This is a genomic window from Streptomyces sp. NPDC089424, from assembly GCF_044749345.1.
In the GTDB taxonomy this organism is placed as follows: domain Bacteria; phylum Actinomycetota; class Actinomycetes; order Streptomycetales; family Streptomycetaceae; genus Streptomyces.
Genome location: NZ_JBIVHU010000009.1, coordinates 266517 through 291715, shown reverse-complemented (window position 1 = coordinate 291715; position 25199 = coordinate 266517). Strand labels below are relative to the sequence as shown.

Sequence of the window (25199 nt, the reverse complement as noted above, 5' to 3'; positions counted from 1 at the left end):
CGCCCCGGAAACATCCCGGGCCCCGGGGCCGACGGCCACCGCGGCCCCGGCCCGCCACCGCCCGGCCCGCCGTCACCAGGACCTCTGCGCCGACCAGCGCTCACGGTCCGAACACGGCCTCACGCGGCGCGTGACCACTGACTGAAGGTCACGAAAATGTATCGGGCATATCACCCACCAACCTTCACACGGGCCACACGAGTTGGCTACGGTGCCGGACAGGCCGCACGACTCTTACCGGCGAACGTCGCCGGGCCGCGCGGCCTCCGCCGAGTCCGATGCGCCCAAGGCAGCCGGAGCCGGGGACCCACCGAACTTGGGGTGAATCGACCCATATCCCTCCGGGGAGCGGGTCGTAGGGCAACCCTTCCGAACCACCCGCCCGAACCCGACAGCTAACCCGGTAGGCGGCAGATGGAAGGAGTCGCCTCCTTTGGCGTCGCACCGCAAGTCGCGCCCCACCGGCGCGCGGGTGGCAGGCATACGCACACCGGCCCTCGCCACCGCTGCCCTGACCTCCGTGGCCCTGCTCTCCCAGACCGCCCATGCCGAGCCCTCGGCCGACGACAAGCCGAGCCTCGAGGAGGTCGAGAAGAAGGTCGACGATCTCTACCGACAGGCGGAGTCGGCGACCGAGAAGTACAACGCGGCCAAGGAGAAGACCGCGAAACAGCGCAAGCGCGTCGACACCCTCCTGGACGACGTCGCCCAGCGCACCCAGAAGCTGAACGAGGCGCGTGAGGAACTGGGGACGTACGCGGCCGCCCAGTACCGCACCGGGGCCTCCGTCCCCGACACCGCCACCTTCCTGCTCGCCGACTCCCCGCAGGACTACTTCGACCAGAACCAGCTGATGGGCCGTCTGACCAACCGCCAGAAGGGCGCGGTCGACGAGTACTTCAGCGAGCAGTCGGCGACGATGAAGAAGCGCCAGGAGGCCACACGGAGCCTGGAGACGCTCACCGAGTCGCAGAGCGATCTGCAGTCGGCCAAGGCCACCGTCCAGAAGAAGCTCGCCGACGCGCGGCAGCTGCTGTCGGACCTGACCGCCGAGGAGAAGGCCCGCCTCGCGGCGATCGAGAAGAAGAAGCAGGAGGAGGCCGAGCGCAAGGCCGCCGAGCTCGCCCGGCAGCAGGCGGAGGAGCAGCGGCGCCAGGAGGCGGCCCAGCAGGAGCAGGAGTCCTCGGGCGCCGCTTCCCCGGGCGCCGGTTCCTCGACCGGCACGGGCACCGATACCGGCTCCGGCGACTCCGCCTCGGACACCGGGTACGCCACCAAGGCGGAGAAGGCGCTCGCCTTCGCCCGCGCGCAGATCGGCAAGCCGTACGTCTGGGGCGCCACCGGACCCGAGTCCTACGACTGCTCGGGCCTCACCCAGGCCGCGTGGAAGGCCGCCGACGTCACCCTCCCGCGCACCACCTACGACCAGGTCGACGCCGGCACGACGGTCTCCGTCACCGCCGCCCAGCCGGGCGACCTGATCTTCTTCTACGACGACGTCACCCACGTCGGCCTGTACATCGGCAACGGCATGATGATCCACGCCCCGAAGCCCGGCGCGTACGTCCGCGAGGAGTCCGTCTACTACGACGGCGAGTCCTCCATCCACAGCGTCGTCCGCCCGGCCTGACACCGGCACGGCGAGGCGGTCGCGGAGGCGGCCGAAGGGCACACGCGCGCGTGCGGCGGTTTCCGCGGCACGCGCGCGTGGGGCGGGCGTCAGGTCCAGAGCACGGCGATGAAGACGTTCGCCGCGGTCAGCAGTCCCACCAGGCCGAACATGTCTTTGTCGACCTTCTCGTCGTCCCGTTTCACGTAGACCAGGCCGAGGATCACGATCAGCAGCGCCAGCTTCACGCCGATCTTGATGTTGTCGACGGGCTGGTCGTCCGCCTGGTTGAGGCCTACCAGGATCACGCCGGTGACCAGCATGGTCACTGCGCCGTGCAGCATCGCCGGGACGAATCGCGCGGTGCCCTGGCCCATCGCCTTCATCTGGGTCAGGAAGCCACCGAGGAGGGCGGCGATGCCGATGATGTGCAGGCCGACGAAGAGGTGGATGAGTACGTCCATGGGGCCGGAGCCTAATCAGGAGGGGCGCGCCCGCCCCACACCGGGCTGCCTCACACCGGGCTCCCCTACATGCGGCCTCCCGACACCGGGCCACCTGGCACCGGCCCGCCCTGGCGCAATGCGTCTGCATATATGCGCCCCATAGCAGCCCCGCGCTCCCGCCCGGCCCGGAATCGCCGCATCGGTCATCGCGCCGCGTGAAGGAGTCGGCGCCGAATCGCGCGCCCGATCACATACGGTCACCCGGCGTTCCCCTGACGTCACTTCCGCACAAGACGTCACCACAGCGACACGCCCGGGTTTAGCGTCCTCCACCAGGTGACCGGCTCCCCACCGCCGCCCCAGGCCAGAGGCGGCAGCCGGACACCACCGCCGAGAAGGTCCGGCGGCGCCCCGCATCCCCTGTGCGGGGCGCCGCCGGACGCGTCAGCCGCCCCGGCGCGGTCGTACGTCCACCCGGTGGCCGTACGGACCGGCGGTCGCCCGAGTCGTACGAAAGGACGTGCAGTCCACGTGGCAGCCCACCGCAAGCCCCGACCACGCTCGGCCCACGGCACCAAGGCCCGCACGGCGGCGACGATCGCCCTCGCGGGCGCGGCGACCGCGACGGGCCTCGACGGGATCGGCCACGCCGAGCCCCAGCTGACGCCGGAGCAGGTCAAGGCCAAGGTGGACAAGCTGTACCAGGAGGCGGAGGTCGCCACCGAGAAGTACAACGGCGTGCAGGAGGAGGCCCGGGCGGCACGCAAACGGCTGGGCGGCCTCCAGGACGAGGCGGCCCGCAAGGAGGAGCGGCTCAACTCGGCCCGGGACGCGCTCGGTTCGTACGCGGCCGCCCAGTACCGCGACGGCGGCCTGGACCCCGCGCTGCAACTGGCCCTCTCCGACGACCCGGACCGGTATCTCGACGGCGCCGCCTTCGCCGAGCGCGCCGGTGACCGGCAGGCGGCCGCCGTCACACGCGTCCGCCGGCAGCTGCGGGAGATCGAGCAACTGCGCGGCGCCGCCCGCGTCGAACTGGCCTCCCTCCAGTCCCGGCAGGCCGAGCTGAACCGGCACAAGAGGACCGTCACCGGCAAGCTGGACGAGGCGCGGCGGTTACTGTCCCGGCTGACCGCCGAGGAGCGGGCGCGCTTCGCCGAGGGCGACGGCACGGACCGCGCCTCGCGCGCCTCGACGGCCGGCCGCGACGCCCTTGAGGCCCCGGGCTCCGCCACGACGGCGGCACCCAGCTCCCGTGCCGCCGCGGCCGTCTCGTACGCCTACCAGAAGCTCGGCAGCCCCTACGTCTGGGGCGCCACCGGCCCCGATGCCTTCGACTGCTCGGGCCTGACGCAGGCCGCGTACCGCTCCGCCGGGGTGGCCCTGCCCCGCACCACCTACGCCCAGATCGACGCCGGCCGTCGCGTCTCCCGCTCCGAACTGGCCCCCGGCGACCTGGTGTTCTTCTACTCCGGCATCAGCCACGTGGGCCTCTACGTCGGCAACGGCCAGATGATCCACGCACCCAACCCCTCGGCCCCGGTGCGCCTGGCCCCGATCGACCAGATGCCGTTCGCCGGGGCGACCAGGGTGGTGTGACGCGGGTTCGTCACACCAGCCGACGGGCCGTCGCCCAGCGGGTCAGCTCGTGCCGGTTGGAGAGCTGGAGCTTGCGCAGCACCGCCGAGACGTGCGACTCGACCGTCTTCACCGAGATGTACAGCTGCTTGGCGATCTCCTTGTAGGCGTAGCCGCGGGCGATCAGGCGCAGGACCTCCCGCTCGCGCTGGGTGAGGCGGTCGAGGTCCTCGTCGACCGGCGGCGCGTCGGTGGAGGCGAAGGCGTCGAGCACGAAGCCGGCCAGACGCGGCGAGAAGACCGCGTCGCCCTCCTGGACCCGGAAGATCGAGTCGACCAGGTCGGTGCCCGTGATCGTCTTCGTGACGTACCCCCGGGCGCCGCCGCGGATCACGCCGATCACGTCCTCGGCCGCGTCCGAGACGGACAGCGCCAGGAAGCGGACCGGCTGCTCGGGGTCGGCCATCAACGGGGCGCAGCGGCGCAGCACTTCGACGCCGCCGCCGCCCGGCAGGTGCACGTCGAGGAGGACGACCTCGGGGCGGGTCGCGGTGATGACCGTGATCGCCTGGTCGACGTCCGCGGCCTCGCCGACGACCTCGACGCCGGTCTCGTCGGTCCGGCCGATCTCGGCCTGCACGCCCGTGCGGAACATCCGGTGGTCGTCGACGAGCACCACGCGCACGTGCCGCCCGCCCTCACCGCCGCCCGTCGTCCGCGCGGGCTCGGCCGACTCGTCCGCTCCCGCCGTTCCGTTCGCCTCGGTCGGGTCGCTCATGACGTCTTCTCCGCCCTCTCCATCTCCAGCTCGACCTCCGTGCCGCCGTCCGGCACCGCCCGCAGCCGGGCCGTGCCGCCGTTGCGCTCCATGCGGCCGATGATCGATTCTCTGACGCCCATGCGGTCGGCGGGTATCGAGTCGAGGTCGAAGCCGGGACCGCGGTCCCGGACGGACACGAAGACCGTCTTTCCCTCGACCTCGGCGTAGACCTGTACGGCGCCGCCGTCGCCACCGTACTTGGCGGCGTTCACCATTGCCTCGCGCGCGGCCTGCATCTGTGCGCCGATCCGCTCGTCGAGTGGGCAGTCGCCGACCACGACGACCTCTATGGGGACTCCGTGCTTGTCCTCGATCTCCGCGGCGTTGCGCCGCACCGCGTCGGCGAGGGTGGTCGGCTCGTCGGCCTCGTCCTTGCCGGTGCCCTCCGGTTTGTAGAGCCAGGTGCGCAGGTCGCGCTCCTGGGCGCGGGCCAGGCGGCGCACCTCGCCGGGGTTCTCCGCATTGCGCTGTATCAGCGTCAGGGTGTGCAGCACCGAGTCGTGGACGTGGGCGGCGACCTCCGCGCGCTCCTGGGCGCGGATACGCATCAGGCGCTCCTCGGACAGGTCCTGGGTCATACGGACCAGGTACGGACCGGCGAGGAGCGTGATCCCGACGAGCACCGCGAGGGCCGCCTGGAGCACCGAGCCGAGGTGGGCCGCGGAGCCCTGGAGCACGAAGACGCCCGTGACACCGGCCGTGACCAGCAGGACGCCGGCGACCGCGCGCAGCAGGTTGAGGGTGCGCTTGCGGCGGCCGACCTCGACCCAGCGGGCCCGGCGGGCGTTGTCCGCCTGGCGCCAGACCAGGGCGACACCGGCACCGACCAGCACGGCGGGCAGCAGGTAGGCCTGGGCGCCGCCGCCCAGGTTCACATTGCCGACGAAGACCATGGCCACGACGACCATGAGGAGAAGGGCGACGATCTGGCCCTTGTCCGGTCTGCGGGTCACGAGTTTCCTGCGGCCGTCGGGAGAAGTCTCGGTGGCGACCAGCGACGGCGGCCTCTGCGCCTCGACGCCACCGACGCCGAGCGGCACGAAGAACCAGAAGGCGGCGTACAGCAGCGCGCCGAGACCGTCGGCCGTGAACAGGCCGACGAACACCAGACGCACCCAGATGACGGGCAGGCCGAGATGGCCGGCGAGCCCCCGCGCCACGCCACCCAGCCAGCGTCCGTCACTGCTGCGGTAGAGCTTGCGCGGCGGCCGCGGTTCGTCGAGAGGCGCTGCTGCGGTTGCGGCTTCCGGCATGCCATTGATGGTCACACGACCGGCGGGCCGGAGCATCAGGGTCGACCCCCGAGACTCCCCTGATCTTCGAACAGCGGGCCGGTCGAACGCCTCCCCCGTCCCGGCTCAGGGGTGATATCAGGGTCCGGCCAGGGTCATACCGACTCCCGCCACGGCGACTCGCCCGTCACCATGGACCCATGACCGATCACCAGCACGCCACGGATGCCGTGCCCGGCGGTGCCGGCGTACCCGAGGGCTCTGGCGTGCCCGGCGATCCCGGAGCGCCCGGCCGACCCGGATCGCCCGGCCGAGCCGGAGCACCCGGCGATCCCGGATCGCCCGACGGCCGCACGCGGCTGGAGCCCCCGCACCGGTTCCGGCGGGACCGGCGGCACCAGATGATCGCCGGTGTGTGCGCCGGACTGGGGCGGCAGTGCGACATGGACCCGGTGATCTTCCGGATCACCCTCGCCGTGCTCTCCGCGACGGGCGGTATCGGTCTCCTCTTCTACGGCTTCGCCTGGCTCTTCGTCCCCTACGACGACAGGGACCAGAACGAGGTCCGCAAGCTCCTGACCGGCCGCGTCGACGGACAGGCCCTCGCCGCCGTGCTGTTCGCGCTGGTCGGCTGCGGGATCTTCCTGGCGATGCTGAAGAACGGCGGTGTGCTGACCTTCGCCGTCATCCTCTCCCTCCTGCTCGCGGGCGCCGGCTACTGGTCGCAGCGCCGGGGTGCCCCCGATCCCGACCCGCTGGCGGCGCAGGCCGCGGCGGACGCGCCGCCGGAGGCGATGGCGCCGCCGGTCGCCGACGCCTACCCCTCCTGGTGGCGGGACCCGATCGTCAAGGACGGCACGCACGTCGGCGGCACCGGCTATCTGTGGGGCCCCAGCGACTCCGCCGACCGCGACATCGCGGCCGCGGTCAACATCAGCTTCGCCACGGACACCGGCCCCGAGGCCACCTTCACTCCGCGCACGGCACCGCACAAGCAGCGCGGTCCGCGCTGGATAGGCGGCTGGGTCTTCCTGCTCGCCCTGGTCGCGGGGGCCCTCGGCACCCGTGTGACCTGGCAGGACCAGCCGCTGGGGACGAGTCTGCAGACGGGGCTGGCCTGCGCCCTCGCCGTGATCGGGCTGGGTATCGCCGTCAGTTCGTTCCTCGGCCGTACGGGGGCCGGTTCGATCTTCCTGGCCGTCCTCACGGCGGGGCTGCTGGCCGCCGCCGCGGCGCTGCCCAAGAACATCGGCACGGAGTGGATGCGCACGACCTGGCGGCCGGCAGCGGTGACCGAGGTGGCACCGAGATACGACCTGGGCACCGGCGTCGGCACCCTTGACCTGAGCCGCCTGGATCCGGCGAAGGGTCAGACGGTGTCCACGGACGCCGAGGTGGGTGTGGGCCGGCTGCGGGTGATCGTGCCGCCGGACGTGACCGTGCGGGCGAACATCGACGTCGGGGTGGGCGACATCCAGTTGCCGGGCGACCGGAAGAAGGACGTGGACGTGGAGCCGGGCAAGTACCGCGAGGTGACGCTCGCTCCGGCCGCGGGTGCCAAGGACGCCGGCACGGTCGATCTCGACCTCAAGGTGGGCGTCGGTCAGGTGGAGGTGAGTCGTGCCGCGTCATGAGTTCCAGCCGGGCAGGCTGGTGGTGGGAGTCGTCGCCACCGCGGCGGGCGTCGTGTACGCCGGTGACGCGGAGGGCGCCTGGGAGACGCCGTGGTTCGCGGTGCTCCCCCTGATGGTGGGCGGCCTGTGCCTGGCCGCCGTGGCGGGGATGGTGGGCCGGGGCATACGCCGCCGCGCGCGCCGCGGGGAGCGGGCGGGCGCGGCCCGCTGACACGTTCCGCCGCCGCGGCGCGCACCGGCACTCCTGCCCGCCCCTGCCCACTCGCTGACGGACCGTGGAAGCCCGGCGCCACGATGCCCGCTCAGGGCCTCCTGCCTACGCCCGAACGAGCCCGAGCAGGCCCGCGCGGGGACCGGTAGGAACCGGGAGGGACCGGTAGGAACCGGAAGGGACCGGGCTAGTGGTATCCGCCCGACCGCTGCCGCCGCCGGGACCGCAACGCCGCGTCCACGGAGAGGACCGACGCACCGGCCAGGACGAGGGGGATCCAGGCCATCAGATAGACGAGGTCGTTGCCGTAGTAGTACGGGTCGGAGGCCCAGCTGACGGTGAGCCAGAGGCTGAGGGAGATCAGCGCCCCGCCGAGGGCGGCGAGGCGGGAGAGGAGGCCGAGCAGGGTGCCGATGCCGACGGCGAGTTCACCGGCCGCGATGGCGTAGCCGAAGGCGACGGGGTTCTCCAGGGCGAGGTCGACGAGGGCCGGGATGGCCGAGGAGTCCCGGACGGTGCGCATCGTGTCGCCGATGGAGCCCGAGCCGGCCTCCTGGAGGAACGCGCTGTCGGTGAGCTTGTCGAGCCCCGCGTAGATGAAGGTGATGCCGAGGAAGATGCGCAGGGGAAGCAGGGCGAAGCGGGTGGCCGTGTCGCGCCAGTCGCCGCGACCGCCGTCGTAGGGGGCACTTCGGGTATCGGTACGAATACTGTGAGTCATCGATGCGTAGCCGCCTCTCGCACGCCGTGCCGTGGCCCTCACAAGACCATACGTATGAAAGGAAGAACCCGCTCAACCACGAACAGGCCCGATTGCATAACGCTCGGCGCTTCGTTCGAGTCGTTGCTCGCGCGGGACGCGGCTGTCAGCGCGACCCCCGACGCCGCTACTCCGTCACGTCGATGACGTACGCGTTCGTCTCCACTCCGGCGGCCGTGACCACCCGTACCTCCACCCGGCCCGGTTCCACCTCGGCCGGTACCGGCACGGTCAGAAGGGCGTCCGTGGGGTTGCTGAAGCCGCCGGTGATCGGCACCAGCGGGACATGGACGTGGACTGGTCCGATCCGGACGACCATGCGGGAGAGGCGGTCGGCGGTGCCGGCGCCCGGAGGGACGAAGCCCGCGCCGCGGATCTCGATGTCCTCGCCGGTGCGGATGGGCGCGTCCAGGTCACCGGCCTCCCGGGCGCGGACGACGGAGAGCACGACGGGCCGCCCGCCCTCGGCGTACTTGCCGGCGAGATAGGTGGCGGCCGACACGAGGACGACCACCGCCAGCCCCCAGGGCAGGTCGGGCAGCTGGTCGGGACGGCGGGCCAGCCGTACCGCCGCGAAGACCAGGGCGACGGCACTGATGACGACGTACTGGATGTCGGCGAAGGTGCCCCGGCCCGAGTCGTCCGTCAGCAGGTCGGCGGCCCTCGGCCGGTCCGCGCGGACCTTCTGGAGCCGCTGCCCGAGGACGCGCAGCCCGACCACCCGCCGGACCACGACGGCGATGCCGCAGGCGACGGCGAGGACGGTGACCACCCCGGCGCCCCGGGCGAGTTCGAGGCCGGTGATCAGCTCGTCGCGCGCACCGGGCGAGGAGGCGGCGGCGAGTCGCCCCGCCAGCACCAGGACGGCGTAGGCGACGAAGAGCACCCACATCGCGGCGACGGCGCGGGAGGTGGACAGGCGGTTGTCCTCGCCGATGACGGGGGCCAGTACGCCGCCCCGGGCCCGGTGGAAGAAGGAGGCCGCCGTCAGGGCCAGCGCGACCAGTGCCGCGGCGAGCAGTCCTGCGGTGCGCGCCGACGTCCAGCCCGCGCCGATCGCCGTCAGCGACTGCCCGAGCAGCAACAGCAGGACCAGCGCCCAGACCACGACCGCCGTGCGCCGCCACAGGCGGGACAGCCAGGCCTCGCCCTCGGCGCGGGCGCGTTCGGCGACCGCGGCCGCGGACTGGGTCAGTTCGTCGGAGACCCACTGGCGGGAGGCCGACGCCGAGTGGGCCACGGCCGCGGGCAGGTTCTGCCCGGCCGCGAACTCGTCACGCTGGAGCAGGAAGGCGGCGACCGCCCGCCGATGTCCCGCACGGGCGCCGTGCGGACAGTCCCCGCAGGTGCAGCCACCGTCGTGGGCGCTCCCGAACGCGCCCGTGCGCGCCTCCGCGCCCTGCCTCGCCTCCTGCACCGCCACGCCCGACGCCCGCCTTCCGCGAATCCCCGTGCCCCACTGGTCCGCCCCGCTCGTCGGTGAGTCGGGGCCACTCCCGGCGGGCCCGTGCAACTCCCCCGCGATGTCTGCGAATTGTGCCCTACGACACCCGGCCCGCGTTCGGCAGGTCGGGTCACCTCTGTCGGCTCGGGTGAACGGCGGGTCGCCGTGTTGACCCGGCTGGGAGAACGACGGAGAGCTTCTCCTAGGACAGCAGGTCGGGCTCTGTGCGTGTGATGTCCTGCCACAGCGGCTGGTAGTTGATCCACGCGACCAGGTCGCCGCCCAGCTGCTCCCGGGTGGCCACCGCCTGTTTGTGGTCGATCAGGACCGGGCGGCCCGCGGCCTTCGCCGTCAGCTGCACCTGGCAGGAGCGCTCCATGGACACGAACCACCAGGCCGCCGCGTCCACCGAGTCGCCCACGGTCAGCAGGCCGTGGTTGCGCAGGACGAGGGCCTTGCGGGTGCCGAGCGCCGCGGCGATCCGGCGGCCCTCCTCGGGGTTGACGGACACACCGCTGTAGGCGTCGTAGAGCGCGTGGTCCTCGTAGAAGGCGCAGCTCTCCTGGGTGATCGGGTCGAGCAGGTCGCCGAGGGCGGACAGGGCGCGGCCGTGCACGGAGTGGCAGTGGGCGACGGCGACGACGTCGGGGCGGGCGTCGTGCACCTGGACGTGCACGGTGAAGGCGGCCTGGTTGACGTGGTAGCGGCCCTCCACGACCTGCCCCTCCGCGTTGGCCAGCACGAGGTCGCTGACGGTCACGTGGCGGAAGGGCATGCCGAACGGATTGACCCAGAAGCAGTTCGAGTACTCGGGGTCGCGGGCGGTGATGTGCCCGGAGACGCCGTCCTCCAGGCCGTACCGCCCGAAGATGCGCAGCGCCCCCGCGAGCCGTTCCTTGCGGTGCCGGCGTTCGTCGTCGACCGACTCGTACATCGGCGGCATGGCGAACTGCAGCCGGTCGGTGGGCAGGGGCTGGGGCGGGGTGGGCGCGGACATGGGTCCTCCGGCGCTGGGTTCCGGTACGGAGCGGAAGTTACCCGCGGTCAGCGCAGGAGACCAGGGCTTCGGCCGGGATGAACGACACTCCGGCGCCGCGCATACCGGACAGAAGGTGTCGGGTTTCGGCGCCAGACTCCTCGTATGGCAGCGAACTGGGCATCCTTCACCACCGCCGAACCCGATCTCGCGAGGACCGTCGAGGGACGCTTCGGCTCCTACACCCACCACGTCCTCGCGACCCTGCGCAAGGACGGCGCCCCGCGCACCACGGGGATCGAGGTGCGCTTTCTCGCCGGTGAGCTGTGGCTCGGCATGATGCCGGACTCGCTCAAGGCCCTCGACCTGCGCCGCGACGCGCGCTTCGCGCTCCAGGCGAACCCCGGGGAGGGAACGTCGATGGGCGGCGGCGACGTGCGGGTCGCCGGGCGGGCCGTCGAGGTCGAGGACGACGCGACCAAGGCCCGGTACCACGAAGAGGTGGAACCGCCGGAGCCGTTCCACCTCTTCCGCACCGAGCTGACCGAGGTCGTGAGGACCTACGTCGAGGACGACAGGTACCTGGTCGTCCAGATCTGGCAGCCCGGCTCTCCCTTGCGCACGCTCAAGCGCACGTAGGGCCCGCTACTCCCACTCGATGGTGCCCGGCGGCTTCGACGTCACGTCGAGCACGACCCGGTTGACGTCGCGCACCTCGTTGGTGATGCGGGTGGAGATCCGGGCGAGGACGTCGTAGGGCAGGCGCGACCAGTCGGCCGTCATGGCGTCCTCGGAGGAGACCGGGCGGAGCACGATCGGGTGGCCGTACGTCCGGCCGTCGCCCTGGACGCCGACCGAGCGGACGTCCGCGAGCAGCACCACCGGGCACTGCCAGATGTCCCGGTCGAGGCCGGCCGCCGTCAGCTCCTCGCGGGCGATGGCGTCGGCGTCGCGGAGCAGGTCGAGCCGCTCCTTGGTCACCTCGCCGACGATACGGATGCCGAGGCCCGGTCCCGGGAAGGGCTGGCGCTGGACGATCTCCTCCGGCAGGCCCAGCTCCTGGCCGACCATCCGGACCTCGTCCTTGAACAGCTTGCGCAGCGGCTCGATCAGCTGGAACTCGAGGTCCTCGGGCAGCCCGCCGACGTTGTGGTGGGACTTGATGTTGGCGGTGCCGGTGCCGCCGCCGGACTCGACGACGTCGGGGTAGAGCGTGCCCTGGACCAGGAACTCCACCGCCGGGCCCGCGTCGGCGATGATCTCCGCCTGCGCCTGCTCGAAGACGCGGATGAACTCCCGGCCGATGATCTTCCGCTTCTCCTCCGGGTCGGAGACACCCTGGAGGGCGTTCAGGAAGCGCTCCTCGGCGTCGACGACCTTCAGCTGCACGCCGGTGGCCGCGACGAAGTCCTTCTCGACCTGCTCGGTCTCGCCCTTGCGCATCAGGCCGTGGTCGACGTACACGCAGGTCAGCTGGGAGCCGATGGCCTTCTGGACGAGGGCGGCGGCCACGGCGGAGTCCACACCGCCGGACAGGCCGCAGATGGCGCGCCTGTCGCCGACCTGCGCGCGGATGGCCTCGACCTGCTCCTCGATCACGTTGCCGGTGGTCCAGGACGGGGAGAGACCGGCGCCGCGGTACAGGAAGTGCTCAAGGACCTGCTGGCCGTGCGTGGAGTGCATGACCTCGGGGTGGTACTGGACGCCGTACAGCTTCTTCTCGTCGTTCTCGAACGCGGCGACCGGGACGACGTCCGTGGAGGCCGTGACGGAGAAGCCCTCGGGGGCGGCGGAGCAGGCGTCGCCGTGCGACATCCACACGGCCTGCTCGTCCGGGGTGCCCTCGAAGAGGGTGGAGGACGACCGGGAGACGTGCAGCTCGGTGCGGCCGTACTCACGGGCGCCGGTGTTGTCCACGGTGCCGCCGAGGCTCTGCGCCATCAGCTGGAAGCCGTAGCACATGCCGAAGACCGGGACCCCGGCCTCGAAGATCGCGCGGTCCAGGCGGGGGGCGCCCTCCTCGTAGACCGACGAGGGGCCGCCGGACAGGACGATCGCCGCCGGGTTCTTGGCGAGCATGTCCTCGACCGGCATGGTGCTCGGCACGATCTCGCTGTAGACCCGGGCCTCGCGGACGCGACGGGCGATGAGCTGGGCGTACTGCGCACCGAAGTCGACGACCAGGACGGTGTCGGGGGCGGCGGGGGTCGCTGATGACACGGGTTGCCTTCCGGCGGCTTGAAAAGGGCTGTACCACCGATTCTAACGGGGCTGCCGCACGTGACCGCCGTCTCAGGATCCGAACCGGATTGGCCGCCGTGGGAGGCCGCGGCATACTGGGGGCATGCTCTCGCACGCGACCTTCCGCTTTACCTATGGCAACCGGCCCGCCGGCTGCCATGGTCGTGCTGCTTGAGCAACTGACAAGCGACTTCCCAGGCGCCCCGGGCCGACAAGGTCCGGGGCGTTCGGCGTTCCAGGAGCCTTGTCCGTTCCGGGGCCCACCCGACGAGGAGCCCCGATCATGACCCCCACCTCCACCACCACCGCCGCAGGCGACAAGACCGGCGCCCGTACCGCTGAGGCCGCCGAGGTGATCAGCGGCGCGCGGGAACGCATCGACGCGCTCGACGACCGGATCATCGGGCTGATCCAGGAACGGATGGCCGTCTCGGCGGTGATCCAGGAGGCCCGCATCACCTCCGGGGGCCGGCGCGTGAACCTGTCCCGCGAGATGGAGGTGCTCGGCCGGTACCGGCAGGAGCTCGGCAAGCCGGGCACCACGCTCGCCATGACGCTGCTCGAACTCTGCCGCGGCCGTGTCTGAGGTTCGAACTGTCCAGAGGTCGCATCTGAGTTCGCACCCCCTCTCACCCGTACGGCGCGTGACCGCCGCCCGGCGGGCTTCGTTGGTCCCGGTGTCCGTGCCAGCCAGGGGCGGGCCCGAAAGAACCACGCGTGGCTCGCTGGGGCGATGAGACGTACGGATCGTGCCGTGCGTCGTGGGACCTCGCTCCAGGAAGTGACCGGACGGCAGGGGACAGCAGCCCGGTCACCCAAGAGAACGGTCGGCTCCGGGGACGCCCGGGGCCGGCCGGCGGAACTGCCCGAAGTGAGACGTACCCGAGGTCGAGACCATCCGGAGGCAGGCGGCGCAACCCCCCGGCGCCGCTTCCCAGGCACCGGCGCTGCCCTGACGCCGGTGCTGACGAAAGAAGGGCCCCGCGGCTCCGCCCCGCGGGGCCCTTCTCTTGCCCACTCACCCGTCCCACCGGCTGCCCCGGGTCTCCCCACCCAAACCGCACCCCATCGAAGTGATCCAGCTCACATAAATTCTGTGTGAAGCGCGGACAACCATTCAGTGACTCCAGTGATCAAACCTGCAAGAACCCAGGGCAACAGCCGTACCCCCATACGCGGAGCCCTTCGACTCAGCAGGTAGGTCTTGATGAAGCTTCGCCGTGCCCTGGCAGCCGCCGCAGCGACCGCCGCGATAGCCCCGATGGCGCTGCTCGCGGCACCGGCCGCGTACGCGACGGACTCGCCGAGCCCCACCGTCTCGGAGTCCGTCACCGAGACGGCGACCGTCTCCCCGCCCCCGTCCGACACGCAGTCGCCCACCGCGAGCGACCCGGGCACGCCGTCCGACGGCACCAGTGAGTCGGCCACCACGGACCCGACCGCGACGGGCAGCGCCTCCGCGACCGCCACCACCGAGCCGTCCGGCTCCACCTCGCCCTCGGCCAGCGCCTCGGTGAGCCCCTCCCCGAGCAGCTCCGCGCCGGAGCAGGACCTCTGCGAGAACGCGGACGAGGAGTCCGTCGGCCTCAGCGAGGACCTGACCAGCGGCCTGTCGGGCCTGCCCGACACGATCGTCGCGGGCAGCGGCTGGACCGAGTTCTCCTTCGACGTCTCCAACGACGGCGACGAGGAGATCAAGAACATCAAGCCGCTGATCGGCGTCGCCGCGCTCGGCTGGGACGAGAAGGACTACTCCGGCCAGATCACCGTCCAGGTCTTCGACAAGGCCAAGGGCGGCTGGAACACGCTGGCGGACGCGGCCGGCGAGGGCGGGACCTTCCCCGCGTTCAGCCTCGGCGCGGGCCAGTCGACCTCCTACCCGCTGCGCCTGAGCGTGAGCGGCAAGGTGCCGGACGCCATCGGTCTGACCGGCGGCTTCGCGCAGTACTCGGACGCCGAGGGCTGCTGGATGGCCGACGACCCGAACGGCTGGATCTACTTCTTCGACATCCTCGCCGCGGGCTCGGACGCCGGTGACCCGGAGGAGGCCAAGCCGCAGGGCGGCATGGAGGACCTGGACGAGGTCAACGACGTGGACGCCACCGGCAGCCTCGCCGAGACCGGTTCCAGCTCCGCGCTGCCCATGATCGGCCTGGTCGGCGGGGTCGCCGTCGTCGCCGGCGCGGGCGCGGTGTTCGTCGTCCGGCGCAAGAAGGCCGGTGTGCAGGCGTAGTCGCGCCTGAACCAGACAAAGGGAGAGGGAGCTGCGCTCGGAGGGGGGCGCAGGTCCCTCTCTCTTCTTTTGCCTCTACTTCTTTTGCCTCTACTTCTTGTCAGGGGCCGACTTCTTGGGCGGCACCGTCGGCATGCCGAGGAACGGCAGCCGCAGCGCCCCGAAGGCCTCCGCCGGGACCGCCGGCGACTGCGGCTCGACCGGCTTCAGGCGCTCGTACGCCGCCCCCTGCCGCGGACGTGGATCGGCCTCGCCCTTGTTGGGCCAGTACGACATCGCGCGCTCGGCCTGCGCCGTGATGGTGAGGGACGGGTTGACGCCCAGGTTGGCGGTGACGGCGGCGCCGTCGACCACGGAGATCCCCGGGTGGCCGTACAGCCGGTGGTAGGGGTCGAGCACGCCGGTCTCGCGGGAGTCGCCGATCGGGCAGCCGCCGAGGAAGTGCGCGGTGAGCGGGGTGCCCATCAGTTCGCCGACGTTGCTGCCGGCGAAGCCGTTGATCTCCGTGGCGATCGCGGACGCGCCCTCCGAAGCGGCCTTGATCTGCTTGGGGTTGGGCGCGCCGTGCCCCTGCTTGGCGGTCAGCAGGCCCTTGCCGACGCCGTCCGGCTTCAGATATGTCGTCAGCGAGTTGTCCAGCGACTGCATCACCAGACCGATGATGGTCCGCTCCGACCAGCGGTGGTTGTTCAGGGAACGGAGCATCTGGAGGGGGTGGCGGGCGGCGTTGCGCAGGAACGCCACGGCGCGTGAGGAGCCCTCCGCGTAGGGGATCTGCAGGATCGCCATGCCGCCCATCGCGTTGGAGCCCTTGCCGTAACGGACGGGCTCGATATGGGTGTTGGCGTCCGGGTGGATGGACGACGTGATGGCGACGCCGCGGGTGAAGTCGACCTTCCGCTCGCCGGTGGCCTTGCGGTAGCGGCGGTTGGTGGTCTGGGCGCCCACCAGGGCCTCGGAGTTGGTGCGGGTCAGCTCGCCGAGGCGGTCGGAGAGGTGCGGCAACTGGCCGCCGGCCTTCATGCGGTGCAGCAGGGTCTGGGTGCCGTAGGTGCCGGCGGCCAGGACCACGTGCCCGGCGCGGAAGGTGCGCCCGCCGGTCTTCCTGCGCTTGCCGGTGGGCAGCGTGGTGACGGCGTACCCGCCCTGCGAGTCGTCGGTGACGGAGACGACCGTGGTCATGGGGTGGACGACCGCGCCGGCCTTCTCGGCGAGGTAGAGGTAGTTCTCGTTCAGGGTGTTCTTCGCGCCGTGGCGGCAGCCGGTCATGCACTCGCCGCACTCCGCGCAGGCGCGGCGGGCCGGTCCCGCGCCACCGAAGTAGGGGTCGGCGGCCTCCTCGCCGGGACGCGCCGTGGCCTTGCCGTCGGCGTCCTTGCCGTCGCCGAAGAAGACGCCGACCGGCGCCATGTGGAAGGTGTCGCCGACGCCCATCCGCTGCGCCGCGGCCTTCAGATGGACGTCGGAGGGGGTCGTCGTCGGGTTCAGCCGGACGCCGAGCATGCGCTGGGCCTGGTCGTAGTACGGCGCCAGCTCCTGCTGCCAGTCGGTGATGTGGCCCCACTGGGGGTCCTCGAAGAAGGGCTTCGGCGGGACGTAGAGGGTGTTGGCGTAGTTGAGCGAGCCGCCGCCCACGCCGGCGCCGGCCAGCACCATGACGTTTCCGAGCAGGTGGATGCGCTGCAGGCCGTACATGCCGAGCTTGGGCGCCCAGAGGTAGTTCTTCAGGTCCCAGGAGTTCTTGGGCAGGGTGGCGCGGGTGAAGCGGCGGCCGGCTTCCAGCACGGCGACCCGGTACCCCTTCTCCGTCAGGCGCAGGGCGGTGACGGAACCGCCGAAGCCGGAGCCCACGACGATGACGTCGTAGTCATAGGCGTCCTGTGGCACGTGTTCTCCTCATTGAGTGTGCGTGCGGGGCCTGGGGGACGTCAGCGGAACCCGAGCGACTTCATCACCCGCAGGCTGCGGCTCATGAACGCCGCGTACTTCTCGTCGTCCATGCCCAGCGACGGGGCCATCGGCAGCAGGCGCTGGTGGGCGATCGTCTGGGCCTCGGTGTACTTGAGGATGCCCTCGGAGCCGTGGCGTCGGCCGAGGCCGGAGTCCTTCATGCCGCCCATGGGGGACTGGACGCTGCCGTACGCCGGCGCGTAGCCCTCGTTGATGTTGACCGTGCCCGTGCGCAGCCGGGCGGCGACCTCGCGGCCGCGGCGGGCGTCCCGGGTCCAGACCGAGGAGTTCAGGCCGTACGGCGTCGAGTTGGCGTGCTCGACCGCCTCGTCGTCGGACGTGAAACGGTAGAGGGAGACGACCGGGCCGAAGGTCTCCTCGGTGCAGACGGCCATCGGCGGTTCGACGCCGTCGAGGATGGTCGGCTCGTAGAAGTACGGACCGATGTCCGGGCGCGCGGTGCCGCCCGCGACGAGCTTCGCGCCCTTGGCCACCGCCTCCTCCACATGCCGCTTGACGGTCTCCAGCTGGCGCTCGCCCACCAGCGAGCCCATGTCCGCCCCGTACGCGAGGGACCTGCCCAGCCGCATGGCCTTCGTGCGGGCGGCGAAGCGCTCCAGGAAGGCGTCGGCCACCGACTCGTGGACGTACAACCGCTCGATGGAGATGCACAGTTGCCCGGCGGAGGAGAAGCACGCGCGGACGGCTCCGGCGGCGGCCTTCTCCACGTCCGCGTCCGCCAGCACCACCATGGCGTTCTTGCCGCCGAGTTCGAGGGAGACACCGACCAGGCGCGCGGCGGCGCCCTGCGCCACCTCCCGGCCGGTGCGGGTGGAGCCGGTGAAGGAGACGTAGTCGGCGTGCTTGACCACCTCCGGGCCGACGACCGGACCCTCGCCGAGGACGACCTGGAAGACCTCGGCGGGCAGCCCCGCCTCGATGAGCAGGTCGCGCGCCCAGAGCGCGGTCAGGCAGGTCTCCGTGTCCGGCTTCATCACCACGGCGTTGCCCGCGACGAAGGCCGGCAGGGCGTCGCCGACGGAGAGCTCCAGCGGGTAGTTCCAGGGGGCGATCTGGCCGACCACGCCGCGTGGATGGCGCAGTTCGGTGACCTTGGTGAGGGTCGGGACGGCGCCGGTGTGCCGCTTGGGCCTGAGGTAGGCGGGGGCCTTGCGGCCGTAGTGCCGGGCCGCGACGGCCACGGCCTGCACCTCCTCGTGGGCGTGCAGCCGGGCCTTGCCGGTCTCCAGCTGGATCAGGTCCAGGACCTCGGCCTGGCGCTCCAGCACCAGGTCGTGGAAGCGGAGCAGGACGGCCGCGCGCCGCCGTACCGGCACCTGCGCCCACACCGCCTGTGCGGCACGGGCCGCGGCGAACGCCTCCCGTACGTCCTGCGGAGTGGACTCGGGCAGGTCGGCCAGCTTCTCGCCGGTGAAGGGCGAGTGGTTGGCGGTACGGCCGGAACCTGCCACGCCCCGGGTGAGCTGGGCGATCAGCTCGGGGGTGACCACGTCCGCGGCGGTGCGGACGCCCTCGGGGGCGGCGGCGAGGGGGTTGGTGCCGGTCGTGTGCGTGGCCTGATCCAGGGCCTGCGAGTCCGTCATGAGCCGCAGGGTATGCCGCGGCGGAGGCTTTGTGTACCCGTCGGTAATAGGGATTCACCGAGTGCACACATGCCGCCAGTGATCACTGGCAACAAACGCCCTGATCAGGGCGTTGGCGAGCCCTGACCGCCCTCGATCTCCAGTCGGTCGCGGGCGCCGCGGAACACCGAGGTGCCCTTCTTCTCGTCGGGCGTGCCCTTGGGCATGTCGACGCGCAGCTCGTACATGCGGCTCTCGTCGGTGAGGATCACCAGTTGCAGGACGCGGGTCGGGTCCTCGGTCATGTTGTAGGTGGTGTCGGCGAGGACGGCCTCACGGCCGTCGAAGGTCGTACGGGTGTACTGCGTGCGGGCGTCGCCGTCGTAGCTGTCCCAGGTGGCGTGGGCCTCGCGCGCCCGGGTCATCGGGGAGCCGGGCGCCTCGTCCCAGTGGGTCAGACGGACCTGGATCGTGTTGTCGAGGTCGTAGACGACCAGATGCGGCGGATCGTCGGCACTGCCCTCGCGGGCGGCCTCCGCGTAGTCGCCGGGCAGGGAGAGGACGGCTGCCAGGTCCTTCTCACGGTGCGCGGTCCACGCGGCGGCGTCCGGGGCCGCACTGCGGGGTGCGGCAGCGCCCGGGGCCGAGGGGGAGGCGGCGGTCCCGTTCGCCGCCTGCTGCTCGCCGGGGTCGGGGCGGAAGGAGGACGTGCCGAGCCAGACGCCGCCGGTGACCAGGACGCCGAGCAGGACGGCGGGGGCGGGGCGGCGCCAGGGGTGCCGGGTGCGGCGGGACGGCAGCGGCTGTTCGGAGGTGGGGGGCGGGGAGACCGGGGCGGTGGCCGAGTCGGGGGCCGGCTCGGAGGCCGGGACAGGGGCCGAGCGAGGAGCGGGCTTGGGGGCTTCGGCGCTTGCGGGGTCCGCCTCCGCGACGGTGGCGAGCACCTCGGCGACCTCCTCGGGCGCCGGCCGCCGCTCGGGATCCTTCGTCAGGAGCCGTACGAGAAGCGGCCCCAGCGGCCCGGCCCGCTTCGGCTCGGGCGGATCGGGGGCGAGGATCGCGGCGAGCGTCGACTCCGGCGTCGTCCGCCGGAAGGGCGACGAGCCGTCGACGGCCGCGTACAGGAGAACGCCCAGGGACCACAGGTCGGAGGCGGGACCGGCACTGCGGCCGGACATGCGCTCGGGCGCGATGAACTCCAGGGAGCCGACGAACTCGCCGCTCACGGTGAGCGATTCCTCGCCCTGGACATGGGCGATGCCGAAGTCGGTGAGGACCACACGGCCCTGCCGGCCGAGCAGGACGTTGGCGGGTTTGACGTCCCGGTGCACGATGCCGACCGCGTGGGCGGCGCGCAGTGCGCCGAGGACATCGAGACCGACGCGGGCGGACTCGGCGGGCGCCATCGGGCCCCGCTTCAGTCTCTCGTGGAGGGACTCGCCCTGGACCAACTCCATGACGATCCAGGGGATTCCGTCCTCCTCCACCACGTCGTGGATGGTGACGGCGGACCGGTGGTCCACGCGGGCGGCGGCCCGCGCCTCGCGATACAGGCGGTGGGCGGCCCGGCGGTGGGCCTCGTCCTCCGGGTCCCCGGGCAACCGGGGCTGCTTGACGGCGACTTCACGCTCCACCAGTTCGTCGAGCGCACGCCAGACGACACCCATGCCGCCGGAGCCGATGCGTTCGATCAACCGGTAGCGTCCGCCGACCAGACGTCCGTCGCGCTGGTGTTCGCCGCCGTCACTCATGCCCCATGCCTACCCCGCGGGACACGTGTTTGTCGACGCGAGTTCAGACCTTGTCGACGTCGAGGTTGGCGATCGCCACCCGGGCCACCTCACGGCCGCGTTCGGCGAAGTCGCCCTTGCCCGGGTAGCTGATCGTCAGCTTGTACATGTTGTCGTCGGAGTTCTTGTAGTAGAAGATCTGCACCTCGCGGGGGCGCGGATTCTGAGTGTCCGTCGTCTTGTAGCCGACGGTGTTCTTCGCGGCGTCCTTGCCCTGGTACGTGACCGCGTCGTCGGGCTGGGTGACCGGGTTCTCCGGCATGCCGAAGTCGTAGCTGCCGCTCTCCTCGAAGACGCGGTTGTCCTCGTACATCTCGGCGCCCGCCGACGCCTGGATGGAGTCGGCCGTGTCCTCGGACTTCTTGTCGAGGCTCAGCCCGATCCAGACGGCACCGCTCGGATCGGTGTACGTCACCCAGTGGCCGTCGTCGGTGTCCTCGGGCACCTGCCGCTCGTAGCCGGCGGGGAACGCGAGGGTCGCGGCGACGTCCTTCTCGGCCCTGGTCTCCCAGCCGTCGGGCAGCGGGCCCGCGAACGGGTCGGCGAGCACCAGGTACGCCGCCACCGCGGCCGCGACGACCGCCGCGCCCAGCCCGAGCAGCGTCTTGCGGCCGATCCGGACACCGCCGCCGCGCCCGTTGTCGCCGCCGACGGTCACGACCTGCGTGGCCACCGGGGCGGGCGGGTTCGCGGCCGCCTCCAGCAGGGACCGGACCTGGGCGGCGTTCGGACGGCGCGCCGGGTCCTTCTGGAGCAGGCCGTTGATGACCTCGGCGAGCGGTCCGGAGGCCGACGCGGGCGGCGCGGGCGTGGCGTTGAGGACGGACTGGAGGGTGGCCGGCGTGTTGCTGCGCCGGAACGGCGACACGCCCTCCGTGGCCGCGTAGAGCACGACGCCCAGCGACCACAGGTCCGACGCCGGGCCGGGGCGCTGGCCCAGCACCCGCTCCGGCGCGATGTACTCGGGCGAGCCGACGAAGCCGCCGGTGTCGGTGAGGTTGGTCTCGCCCTCGATCTGGGCGATGCCGAAGTCGGTGAGCACGACGCGGTCGTACCGGCCGAGCAGGACGTTGTCCGGCTTGACGTCCCGGTGCAGGATGCCGGCGGCGTGCGCGGCCTCCAGCGCGCCGAGCACCTCCAGGCCGATCCTGGCCGCCTCAGTTGCGGAGAGGGTGCCTTCCTGGAGCGCGCTGCCGAGGGAACGTCCCCGCACCAGCTCCATCACGATCCACGGCCTGCCGTCCACCACGGCGACGTCGTGCACGTCGACCACCGCAGGGTGGTCGAGCCGGGCGGCGGCGCGGGCCTCGCGGCGCATCCGCTCGAAGACATTGTCGCGTTCGCGCTCGGGAAGGTGGTCCGGAACGCGGGGTTCCTTGACCGCGACCTCCCGGTCCACCGTCTCGTCCGTGGCGCGCCACACCGTGCCCATACCGCCGTGCCCGAGCTTGGCGAGCAGCCGGTAGCGCCCGGCGATCAGCCGTCCCGCGCCCGGGTCGTCCTGCGCCGGCCGGTAGGCGGGGTGCTGCGGCGCCTGGTGCCCGGGCTGCTGGGGTGCCGACTGGGGCGCCTGGTGCGCGGGTTGCCCGGATGCCTGCTGCGCGGGCTGCCCCGGCGCCTGCTGGGCGGGTTGCTGCGACGGCACGGCCGGGGCGGGCGACGCGTACGGGTTGTCCGGGTGCGGTACGGCGGCCGGCCGGACCGGCGGTTGCAGACCGAAACTCGTTGGCTCGTCGGCCCCGTGGCGGGCTCCCCCGTTGCTGCTCATGCGTCCATGCATATCGCGGCGGGTGGCTCCGCATCCACCGCGAGGGGGCACCGGTCACAGACCCGTGACCCAGGTCGCGGCTTATCTCCTATTCAGGTGGGTTGCCGGACCCTGTGGCGGACGGAGACACGGAGGTGCTCAGGGACGTGCTCGGCTTCGGACTCGCAGGCGGCCCGTCACCGTCCCCGCCGCCCCCGTCGGCGAGCAGCGCCGCCGACACCCCCGCCGCCACCATCGCCGCGACCAGCAGCGCGATCACCAGCCGGTCCCGCGGCGCGCGTGGAGGGCGGGACAACTCCGGCGCCCGGCCCGTCTCCAGGACGTCCCGCAGCATCCGCTCGGCCCGCGCGGCGTCCAGGCGCCGCTCCGGGTCGCGTTCGAGGAGCCCGCGTACGACGGGCAGCATCGGGCCGGCCTGCGCGGGCGGCCGGATCGGCGCGGCGACCACGGCGTGCAGGAGGCCGCCCAGCGAGTCGCGGTGGAAGGGCGACTCGCCGCTGACCGACGTGCACAGCAGCACGCCGAGCGACCACAGGTCGGAGGCCGGACCGGTCCCCGACCCCGACATCCGCTCGGGCGCGGTGTATTCGGGCGAGCCCACGAAGCTCCCCGACTCGGTGAGCGTGGTGGCGCCCTCCACCTGGGCCACGCCGAAGTCGGTGAGGACGACCCGTCCGCTGCCGGACTCGATGAGGACGTTCGCCGGTTTGAGGTCGCGGTGCAGGACTCCGGCCTCGTGCGCCGCGCTCAGCGCGCCGAGCAGGGCGATGCCGATCCGGGCGGCCTCGCGGGCGTCGACCGGGCCGTCCGCGGCGATCCGGTCGGCGAGGGAACCGCCGTCGATCAACTCCATGACGATGTAGAGGCGTTCGTCGTCCTCGACGACGTCGTGGACGACGCTGATGTGCGGGTGCCGCAGCTGGGCCAGGGCACGGGCCTCGCGCAGCGTGCGGTCGCGTGAGGAGCGGGCGCGGGCCGCCGACGGGGAGTCGTCGGTGACGAGTTCCTTGACGGCCACCTCGCGGCCGAGCAACTGGTCGGTGGCGCGCCAGACCACGCCCATGCCACCCCGCCCGAGCGTCGCCCGCAGCCGGTAGCGGCCCGCGATGACGCGCTCGTCGGACCCCTCGCTCCCCATGAGCACATCATGCCCCAGCCGGAGCGTGACGCTCCGGGCCGAACGGGTGGCATGGCCGACAAACGCCCATGTCGCGCGGGTACGTTGCGCGGTCAACGACCTGGCGCGTACCGCTTACGGACGGACCGGTCCGCCCGTCACGAGGTGTCCCCCGGCCGCCATCCCCGCAGCAGCGTGTCGAACTGTTCGCGCGTGGTCTCCCAGTCCGCCGCGGGCGCCGACATGTAGATCGCGTACTCGACCCCGTCGCGGGTCAGGTACATCTCCTCGATGGCCCGGCGCGGCCCCGCGTACGGACCGGGGTCGGTCTCCAGCGCGGTCCACGTGTACTCCCACAGGGACCCCTCGCGGTCCCGGTAGATGTTCTTCTCCATGGTCACGCGCTGGTACTGCGCCAGCCGCTGGAGCTGTTGCTCCAGGTCCCGCTGGTGCTCGTAGGCATCGTCGAAGTCCGGTGACTTGTCGATGGCGATGCGGAGGAGGTGCGTACCGCCGTCGGGCGAGTAGTCGATCTGCGTGAGGTCGCCCTGGACGCCGTACACCTCGCGCTGCCAGCTGTCGTCGGGCAGGGAGAGGCTGAAACCCGCCGGGTCGTCCTTGCGCACCCAGGTGTCCGGGACGGACTCCTGCGGCTCCGGGGAGTCCGAGGGGGAGCCCGACGGCGTGACCGGCGCCGTCGAACTGACCGACGGGGACGCGCCGTCCGAGCCCCGACCCGCCTCCCACTGCTGCACCAGCACCGCGCCGGCCCCGCCGACGACCGCCGCCATGGCCACGACGAGGGCCACGGTGCGCAGCCGGCGCCGCCGCCCGGTCGGTACGGCCGGCGTCGAGGACCCGAGCGGGCCCGGCCGGGAGTGCTCGCGCGTCTCCTGGCGCACCGGAACCGCTTCCGGCTGCCGCATCGGGGGCGTGAGCACCTCGGTCACCTGCGGGCGGCCCCCGTCGGCCACCTCGGCGAGCAGTCGCTCCGCCTCGCCGGACGAGGGGCGCGCGGCCGGTTCCTTGCGCAGCAGCGCGGTGATCACGGGCCCGAGCGGACCGGCGTACCGGGGCTCGGCGGGGTGCTCCTCGACGACGGCCTGCATCGTGGACAGCGGCGAGGTGCGGCGGAACGGCGAGGTGCCCTCCACCGCCGTGTACAGCGTCGCGCCGAGCGCCCACAGGTCGGAGGCCGGTCCCGGGTCGTGGCCGCGGACCCGCTCGGGGGCGAGGTAGTCCACCGAGCCGACGACCTCGCCGGTGCGCGTGATCGTCGTGTCGCCGTCGATCTGCGCGATGCCGAAGTCGGTGAGCAGGACCCGGCCGTCGTCGGCGAGCAGGACGTTGCCGGGCTTGACGTCCCGGTGCAGGACTCCGGCGGTGTGTGCGGCCCGCAGGGCGCGCAGCACCCACAGACCGATCCGGGCGGCCTCGGCCGGATCGACGCGACCCTGCGCCTTGACGGCGTCGGCGAGCGAGCGGCCCTCGACCAGCTCCATCACGATCCACGGCCGGCCGTCGTGCTCCAGCACGTCGTGGACGGTGACGACGGCCGAGTGGTTGATCCGTGCGGCCGCGCGCGCCTCCGCCCGGGTACGGGCCAGCAGAACGGCCTGGTCGCCTTCGGAGACGTAGAGGGCGGCGGTCAACTCCTTGATCGCGACGGCCCGGTGCAGCACCTCGTCATGGGCGCGCCACACCCGTCCCATGCCGCCGCTGCCGATGGCGTCGGTGAGCCGGTAGCGGCCCCCGACGAGGCGGCCCTGCATCTGATTCACGTTTCCCCGCAATGTTCTTGACAGGT

General features: G+C 72.2%; 20 protein-coding genes and 1 riboswitch. Of the genes, 7 read left to right on the top strand and 13 right to left on the bottom strand.

Features of this window, described 5'->3' with window-relative positions:
* The first annotated feature begins 271 nt into the window (after positions 1 to 271).
* A riboswitch (cyclic di-AMP (ydaO/yuaA leader) is annotated at positions 272 to 426 on the top strand.
* Between the two features lie 7 nt (positions 427 to 433).
* Positions 434 to 1630, top strand: coding sequence for an NlpC/P60 family protein (locus ACIP2X_RS32375; protein WP_401679958.1), 1197 nt, complete (start codon positions 434 to 436; stop codon positions 1628 to 1630).
* A gap of 89 nt (positions 1631 to 1719) precedes the next feature.
* On the opposite strand, the gene ACIP2X_RS32370 is transcribed toward ACIP2X_RS32375, so the two are convergent.
* Positions 1720 to 2073 carry a hypothetical protein gene (locus ACIP2X_RS32370; RefSeq protein WP_401679955.1) on the bottom strand — a complete coding sequence of 118 codons (354 nt, stop codon included), beginning with the start codon at positions 2071 to 2073 and terminating at the stop codon, positions 1720 to 1722.
* A 513-nt stretch (positions 2074 to 2586) separates the two neighbouring features.
* Between ACIP2X_RS32370 and ACIP2X_RS32365 the strand changes: the two genes are divergently transcribed.
* Entirely contained in the window at positions 2587 to 3654 is a 1068-nt protein-coding gene (locus tag ACIP2X_RS32365; protein WP_401679952.1) for an NlpC/P60 family protein, read from the top strand.
* A gap of 10 nt (positions 3655 to 3664) precedes the next feature.
* Here ACIP2X_RS32365 and ACIP2X_RS32360 read toward each other — a convergent pair whose 3' ends face one another.
* Both ACIP2X_RS32360 and ACIP2X_RS32355 read right to left on the bottom strand, forming a co-directional pair.
* Entirely contained in the window at positions 3665 to 4411 is a 747-nt protein-coding gene (locus ACIP2X_RS32360; protein WP_401679949.1) for a LuxR C-terminal-related transcriptional regulator, read from the bottom strand.
* A complete protein-coding gene (locus ACIP2X_RS32355; RefSeq protein ID WP_401679946.1) occupies positions 4408 to 5706 on the bottom strand; it encodes a PspC domain-containing protein in 1299 nt (432 codons plus the stop codon). Before ACIP2X_RS32355 ends, ACIP2X_RS32360 begins: the two co-directional genes overlap by 4 nt.
* A gap of 179 nt (positions 5707 to 5885) precedes the next feature.
* Here ACIP2X_RS32355 and ACIP2X_RS32350 point away from each other — a divergent pair, with 179 nt between their 5' ends.
* Both ACIP2X_RS32350 and ACIP2X_RS32345 read left to right on the top strand, forming a co-directional pair.
* Positions 5886 to 7319, top strand: coding sequence for a PspC domain-containing protein (locus ACIP2X_RS32350; RefSeq protein WP_401679943.1), 1434 nt, complete (start codon positions 5886 to 5888; stop codon positions 7317 to 7319).
* Complete coding sequence (locus tag ACIP2X_RS32345) at positions 7306 to 7530, top strand: hypothetical protein (RefSeq protein ID WP_401679940.1); 225 nt, start codon at positions 7306 to 7308, stop codon at positions 7528 to 7530. Before ACIP2X_RS32350 ends, ACIP2X_RS32345 begins: the two co-directional genes overlap by 14 nt.
* 187 nt (positions 7531 to 7717) lie before the next feature.
* On the opposite strand, the gene ACIP2X_RS32340 is transcribed toward ACIP2X_RS32345, so the two are convergent.
* From ACIP2X_RS32340 to ACIP2X_RS32330, 3 genes are all read right to left on the bottom strand, one after another.
* Positions 7718 to 8251 carry a DoxX family protein gene (locus ACIP2X_RS32340; RefSeq protein ID WP_401679938.1) on the bottom strand — a complete coding sequence of 178 codons (534 nt, stop codon included), beginning with the start codon at positions 8249 to 8251 and terminating at the stop codon, positions 7718 to 7720.
* Between the two features lie 166 nt (positions 8252 to 8417).
* Positions 8418 to 9713: a hypothetical protein gene (locus ACIP2X_RS32335; protein ID WP_401679935.1), complete on the bottom strand. Its 1296-nt coding sequence runs from the start codon at positions 9711 to 9713 to the stop codon at positions 8418 to 8420.
* A 223-nt stretch (positions 9714 to 9936) separates the two neighbouring features.
* Entirely contained in the window at positions 9937 to 10731 is a 795-nt protein-coding gene (locus ACIP2X_RS32330; protein WP_401679932.1) for a class II aldolase/adducin family protein, read from the bottom strand.
* A 144-nt stretch (positions 10732 to 10875) separates the two neighbouring features.
* On the opposite strand from ACIP2X_RS32330, the gene ACIP2X_RS32325 reads away from it, so the two are divergent.
* Complete coding sequence (locus ACIP2X_RS32325) at positions 10876 to 11349, top strand: pyridoxamine 5'-phosphate oxidase family protein (protein WP_401679929.1); 474 nt, start codon at positions 10876 to 10878, stop codon at positions 11347 to 11349.
* A gap of 6 nt (positions 11350 to 11355) precedes the next feature.
* Here the strand turns inward: ACIP2X_RS32325 and guaA are convergent, their stop codons facing one another.
* Positions 11356 to 12930, bottom strand: coding sequence for a glutamine-hydrolyzing GMP synthase (gene guaA / locus ACIP2X_RS32320; RefSeq protein ID WP_401679926.1), 1575 nt, complete (start codon positions 12928 to 12930; stop codon positions 11356 to 11358).
* 304 nt (positions 12931 to 13234) lie between these two features.
* Between guaA and ACIP2X_RS32315 the strand changes: the two genes are divergently transcribed.
* Together ACIP2X_RS32315 and ACIP2X_RS32310 are read left to right on the top strand one after the other, a co-directional pair.
* Positions 13235 to 13537, top strand: a complete 303-nt coding sequence (locus ACIP2X_RS32315) for a chorismate mutase (protein ID WP_401679923.1) — start codon at positions 13235 to 13237, stop codon at positions 13535 to 13537.
* Positions 13538 to 14158: 621 nt separating this feature from the next.
* Positions 14159 to 15184, top strand: a complete 1026-nt coding sequence (locus ACIP2X_RS32310; protein WP_401679920.1) for an LAETG motif-containing sortase-dependent surface protein — start codon at positions 14159 to 14161, stop codon at positions 15182 to 15184.
* A 90-nt stretch (positions 15185 to 15274) separates the two neighbouring features.
* On the opposite strand, the gene ACIP2X_RS32305 is transcribed toward ACIP2X_RS32310, so the two are convergent.
* The 6 genes from ACIP2X_RS32305 to ACIP2X_RS32280 all read right to left on the bottom strand — a co-directional run bounded on the left by ACIP2X_RS32305 (position 15275) and on the right by ACIP2X_RS32280 (position 25164).
* On the bottom strand, positions 15275 to 17071 hold the full coding sequence (locus ACIP2X_RS32305) for a GMC oxidoreductase (RefSeq protein WP_401679917.1): 1797 nt from the start codon (positions 17069 to 17071) through the stop codon (positions 15275 to 15277).
* 41 nt (positions 17072 to 17112) lie between these two features.
* A complete protein-coding gene (locus tag ACIP2X_RS32300; RefSeq protein ID WP_401679915.1) occupies positions 17113 to 18738 on the bottom strand; it encodes a succinic semialdehyde dehydrogenase in 1626 nt (541 codons plus the stop codon).
* Positions 18739 to 18842: 104 nt separating this feature from the next.
* The gene (locus ACIP2X_RS32295; protein WP_401679912.1) at positions 18843 to 20468 is read right to left on the bottom strand and encodes a protein kinase; all 1626 of its coding nucleotides are present in this window, start codon (positions 20466 to 20468) and stop codon (positions 18843 to 18845) included.
* Positions 20469 to 20511: 43 nt separating this feature from the next.
* Entirely contained in the window at positions 20512 to 22275 is a 1764-nt protein-coding gene (locus ACIP2X_RS32290; protein WP_401679909.1) for a serine/threonine-protein kinase, read from the bottom strand.
* An 88-nt stretch (positions 22276 to 22363) separates the two neighbouring features.
* Positions 22364 to 23413: a serine/threonine-protein kinase gene (locus tag ACIP2X_RS32285; RefSeq protein WP_401679906.1), complete on the bottom strand. Its 1050-nt coding sequence runs from the start codon at positions 23411 to 23413 to the stop codon at positions 22364 to 22366.
* Positions 23414 to 23550: 137 nt separating this feature from the next.
* Positions 23551 to 25164, bottom strand: coding sequence for a serine/threonine-protein kinase (locus ACIP2X_RS32280; protein WP_401680241.1), 1614 nt, complete (start codon positions 25162 to 25164; stop codon positions 23551 to 23553).
* Positions 25165 to 25199: the final 35 nt, after the last annotated feature.

Bases quoted from the DNA above. Each gene is read 5' to 3' on its own strand.
- ACIP2X_RS32370 (WP_401679955.1), bottom strand. From the start codon at position 2,073: ATGGACGTACTCATCCACCTCTTCGTCGGCCTGCACATCATCGGCATC.
- ACIP2X_RS32360 (WP_401679949.1), bottom strand. From the start codon at position 4,411: ATGAGCGACCCGACCGAGGCGAACGGAACGGCGGGAGCGGACGAGTCG.
- ACIP2X_RS32355 (WP_401679946.1), bottom strand. From the start codon at position 5,706: ATGCCGGAAGCCGCAACCGCAGCAGCGCCTCTCGACGAACCGCGGCCG.
- ACIP2X_RS32350 (WP_401679943.1), top strand. From the start codon at position 5,886: ATGACCGATCACCAGCACGCCACGGATGCCGTGCCCGGCGGTGCCGGC.
- ACIP2X_RS32340 (WP_401679938.1), bottom strand. From the start codon at position 8,251: ATGACTCACAGTATTCGTACCGATACCCGAAGTGCCCCCTACGACGGC.
- ACIP2X_RS32330 (WP_401679932.1), bottom strand. From the start codon at position 10,731: ATGTCCGCGCCCACCCCGCCCCAGCCCCTGCCCACCGACCGGCTGCAG.
- ACIP2X_RS32325 (WP_401679929.1), top strand. From the start codon at position 10,876: ATGGCAGCGAACTGGGCATCCTTCACCACCGCCGAACCCGATCTCGCG.
- ACIP2X_RS32315 (WP_401679923.1), top strand. From the start codon at position 13,235: ATGACCCCCACCTCCACCACCACCGCCGCAGGCGACAAGACCGGCGCC.
- ACIP2X_RS32310 (WP_401679920.1), top strand. From the start codon at position 14,159: ATGAAGCTTCGCCGTGCCCTGGCAGCCGCCGCAGCGACCGCCGCGATA.
- ACIP2X_RS32300 (WP_401679915.1), bottom strand. From the start codon at position 18,738: ATGACGGACTCGCAGGCCCTGGATCAGGCCACGCACACGACCGGCACC.
- ACIP2X_RS32295 (WP_401679912.1), bottom strand. From the start codon at position 20,468: ATGAGTGACGGCGGCGAACACCAGCGCGACGGACGTCTGGTCGGCGGA.
- ACIP2X_RS32290 (WP_401679909.1), bottom strand. From the start codon at position 22,275: ATGAGCAGCAACGGGGGAGCCCGCCACGGGGCCGACGAGCCAACGAGT.
- ACIP2X_RS32285 (WP_401679906.1), bottom strand. From the start codon at position 23,413: ATGGGGAGCGAGGGGTCCGACGAGCGCGTCATCGCGGGCCGCTACCGG.
- ACIP2X_RS32280 (WP_401680241.1), bottom strand. From the start codon at position 25,164: ATGCAGGGCCGCCTCGTCGGGGGCCGCTACCGGCTCACCGACGCCATC.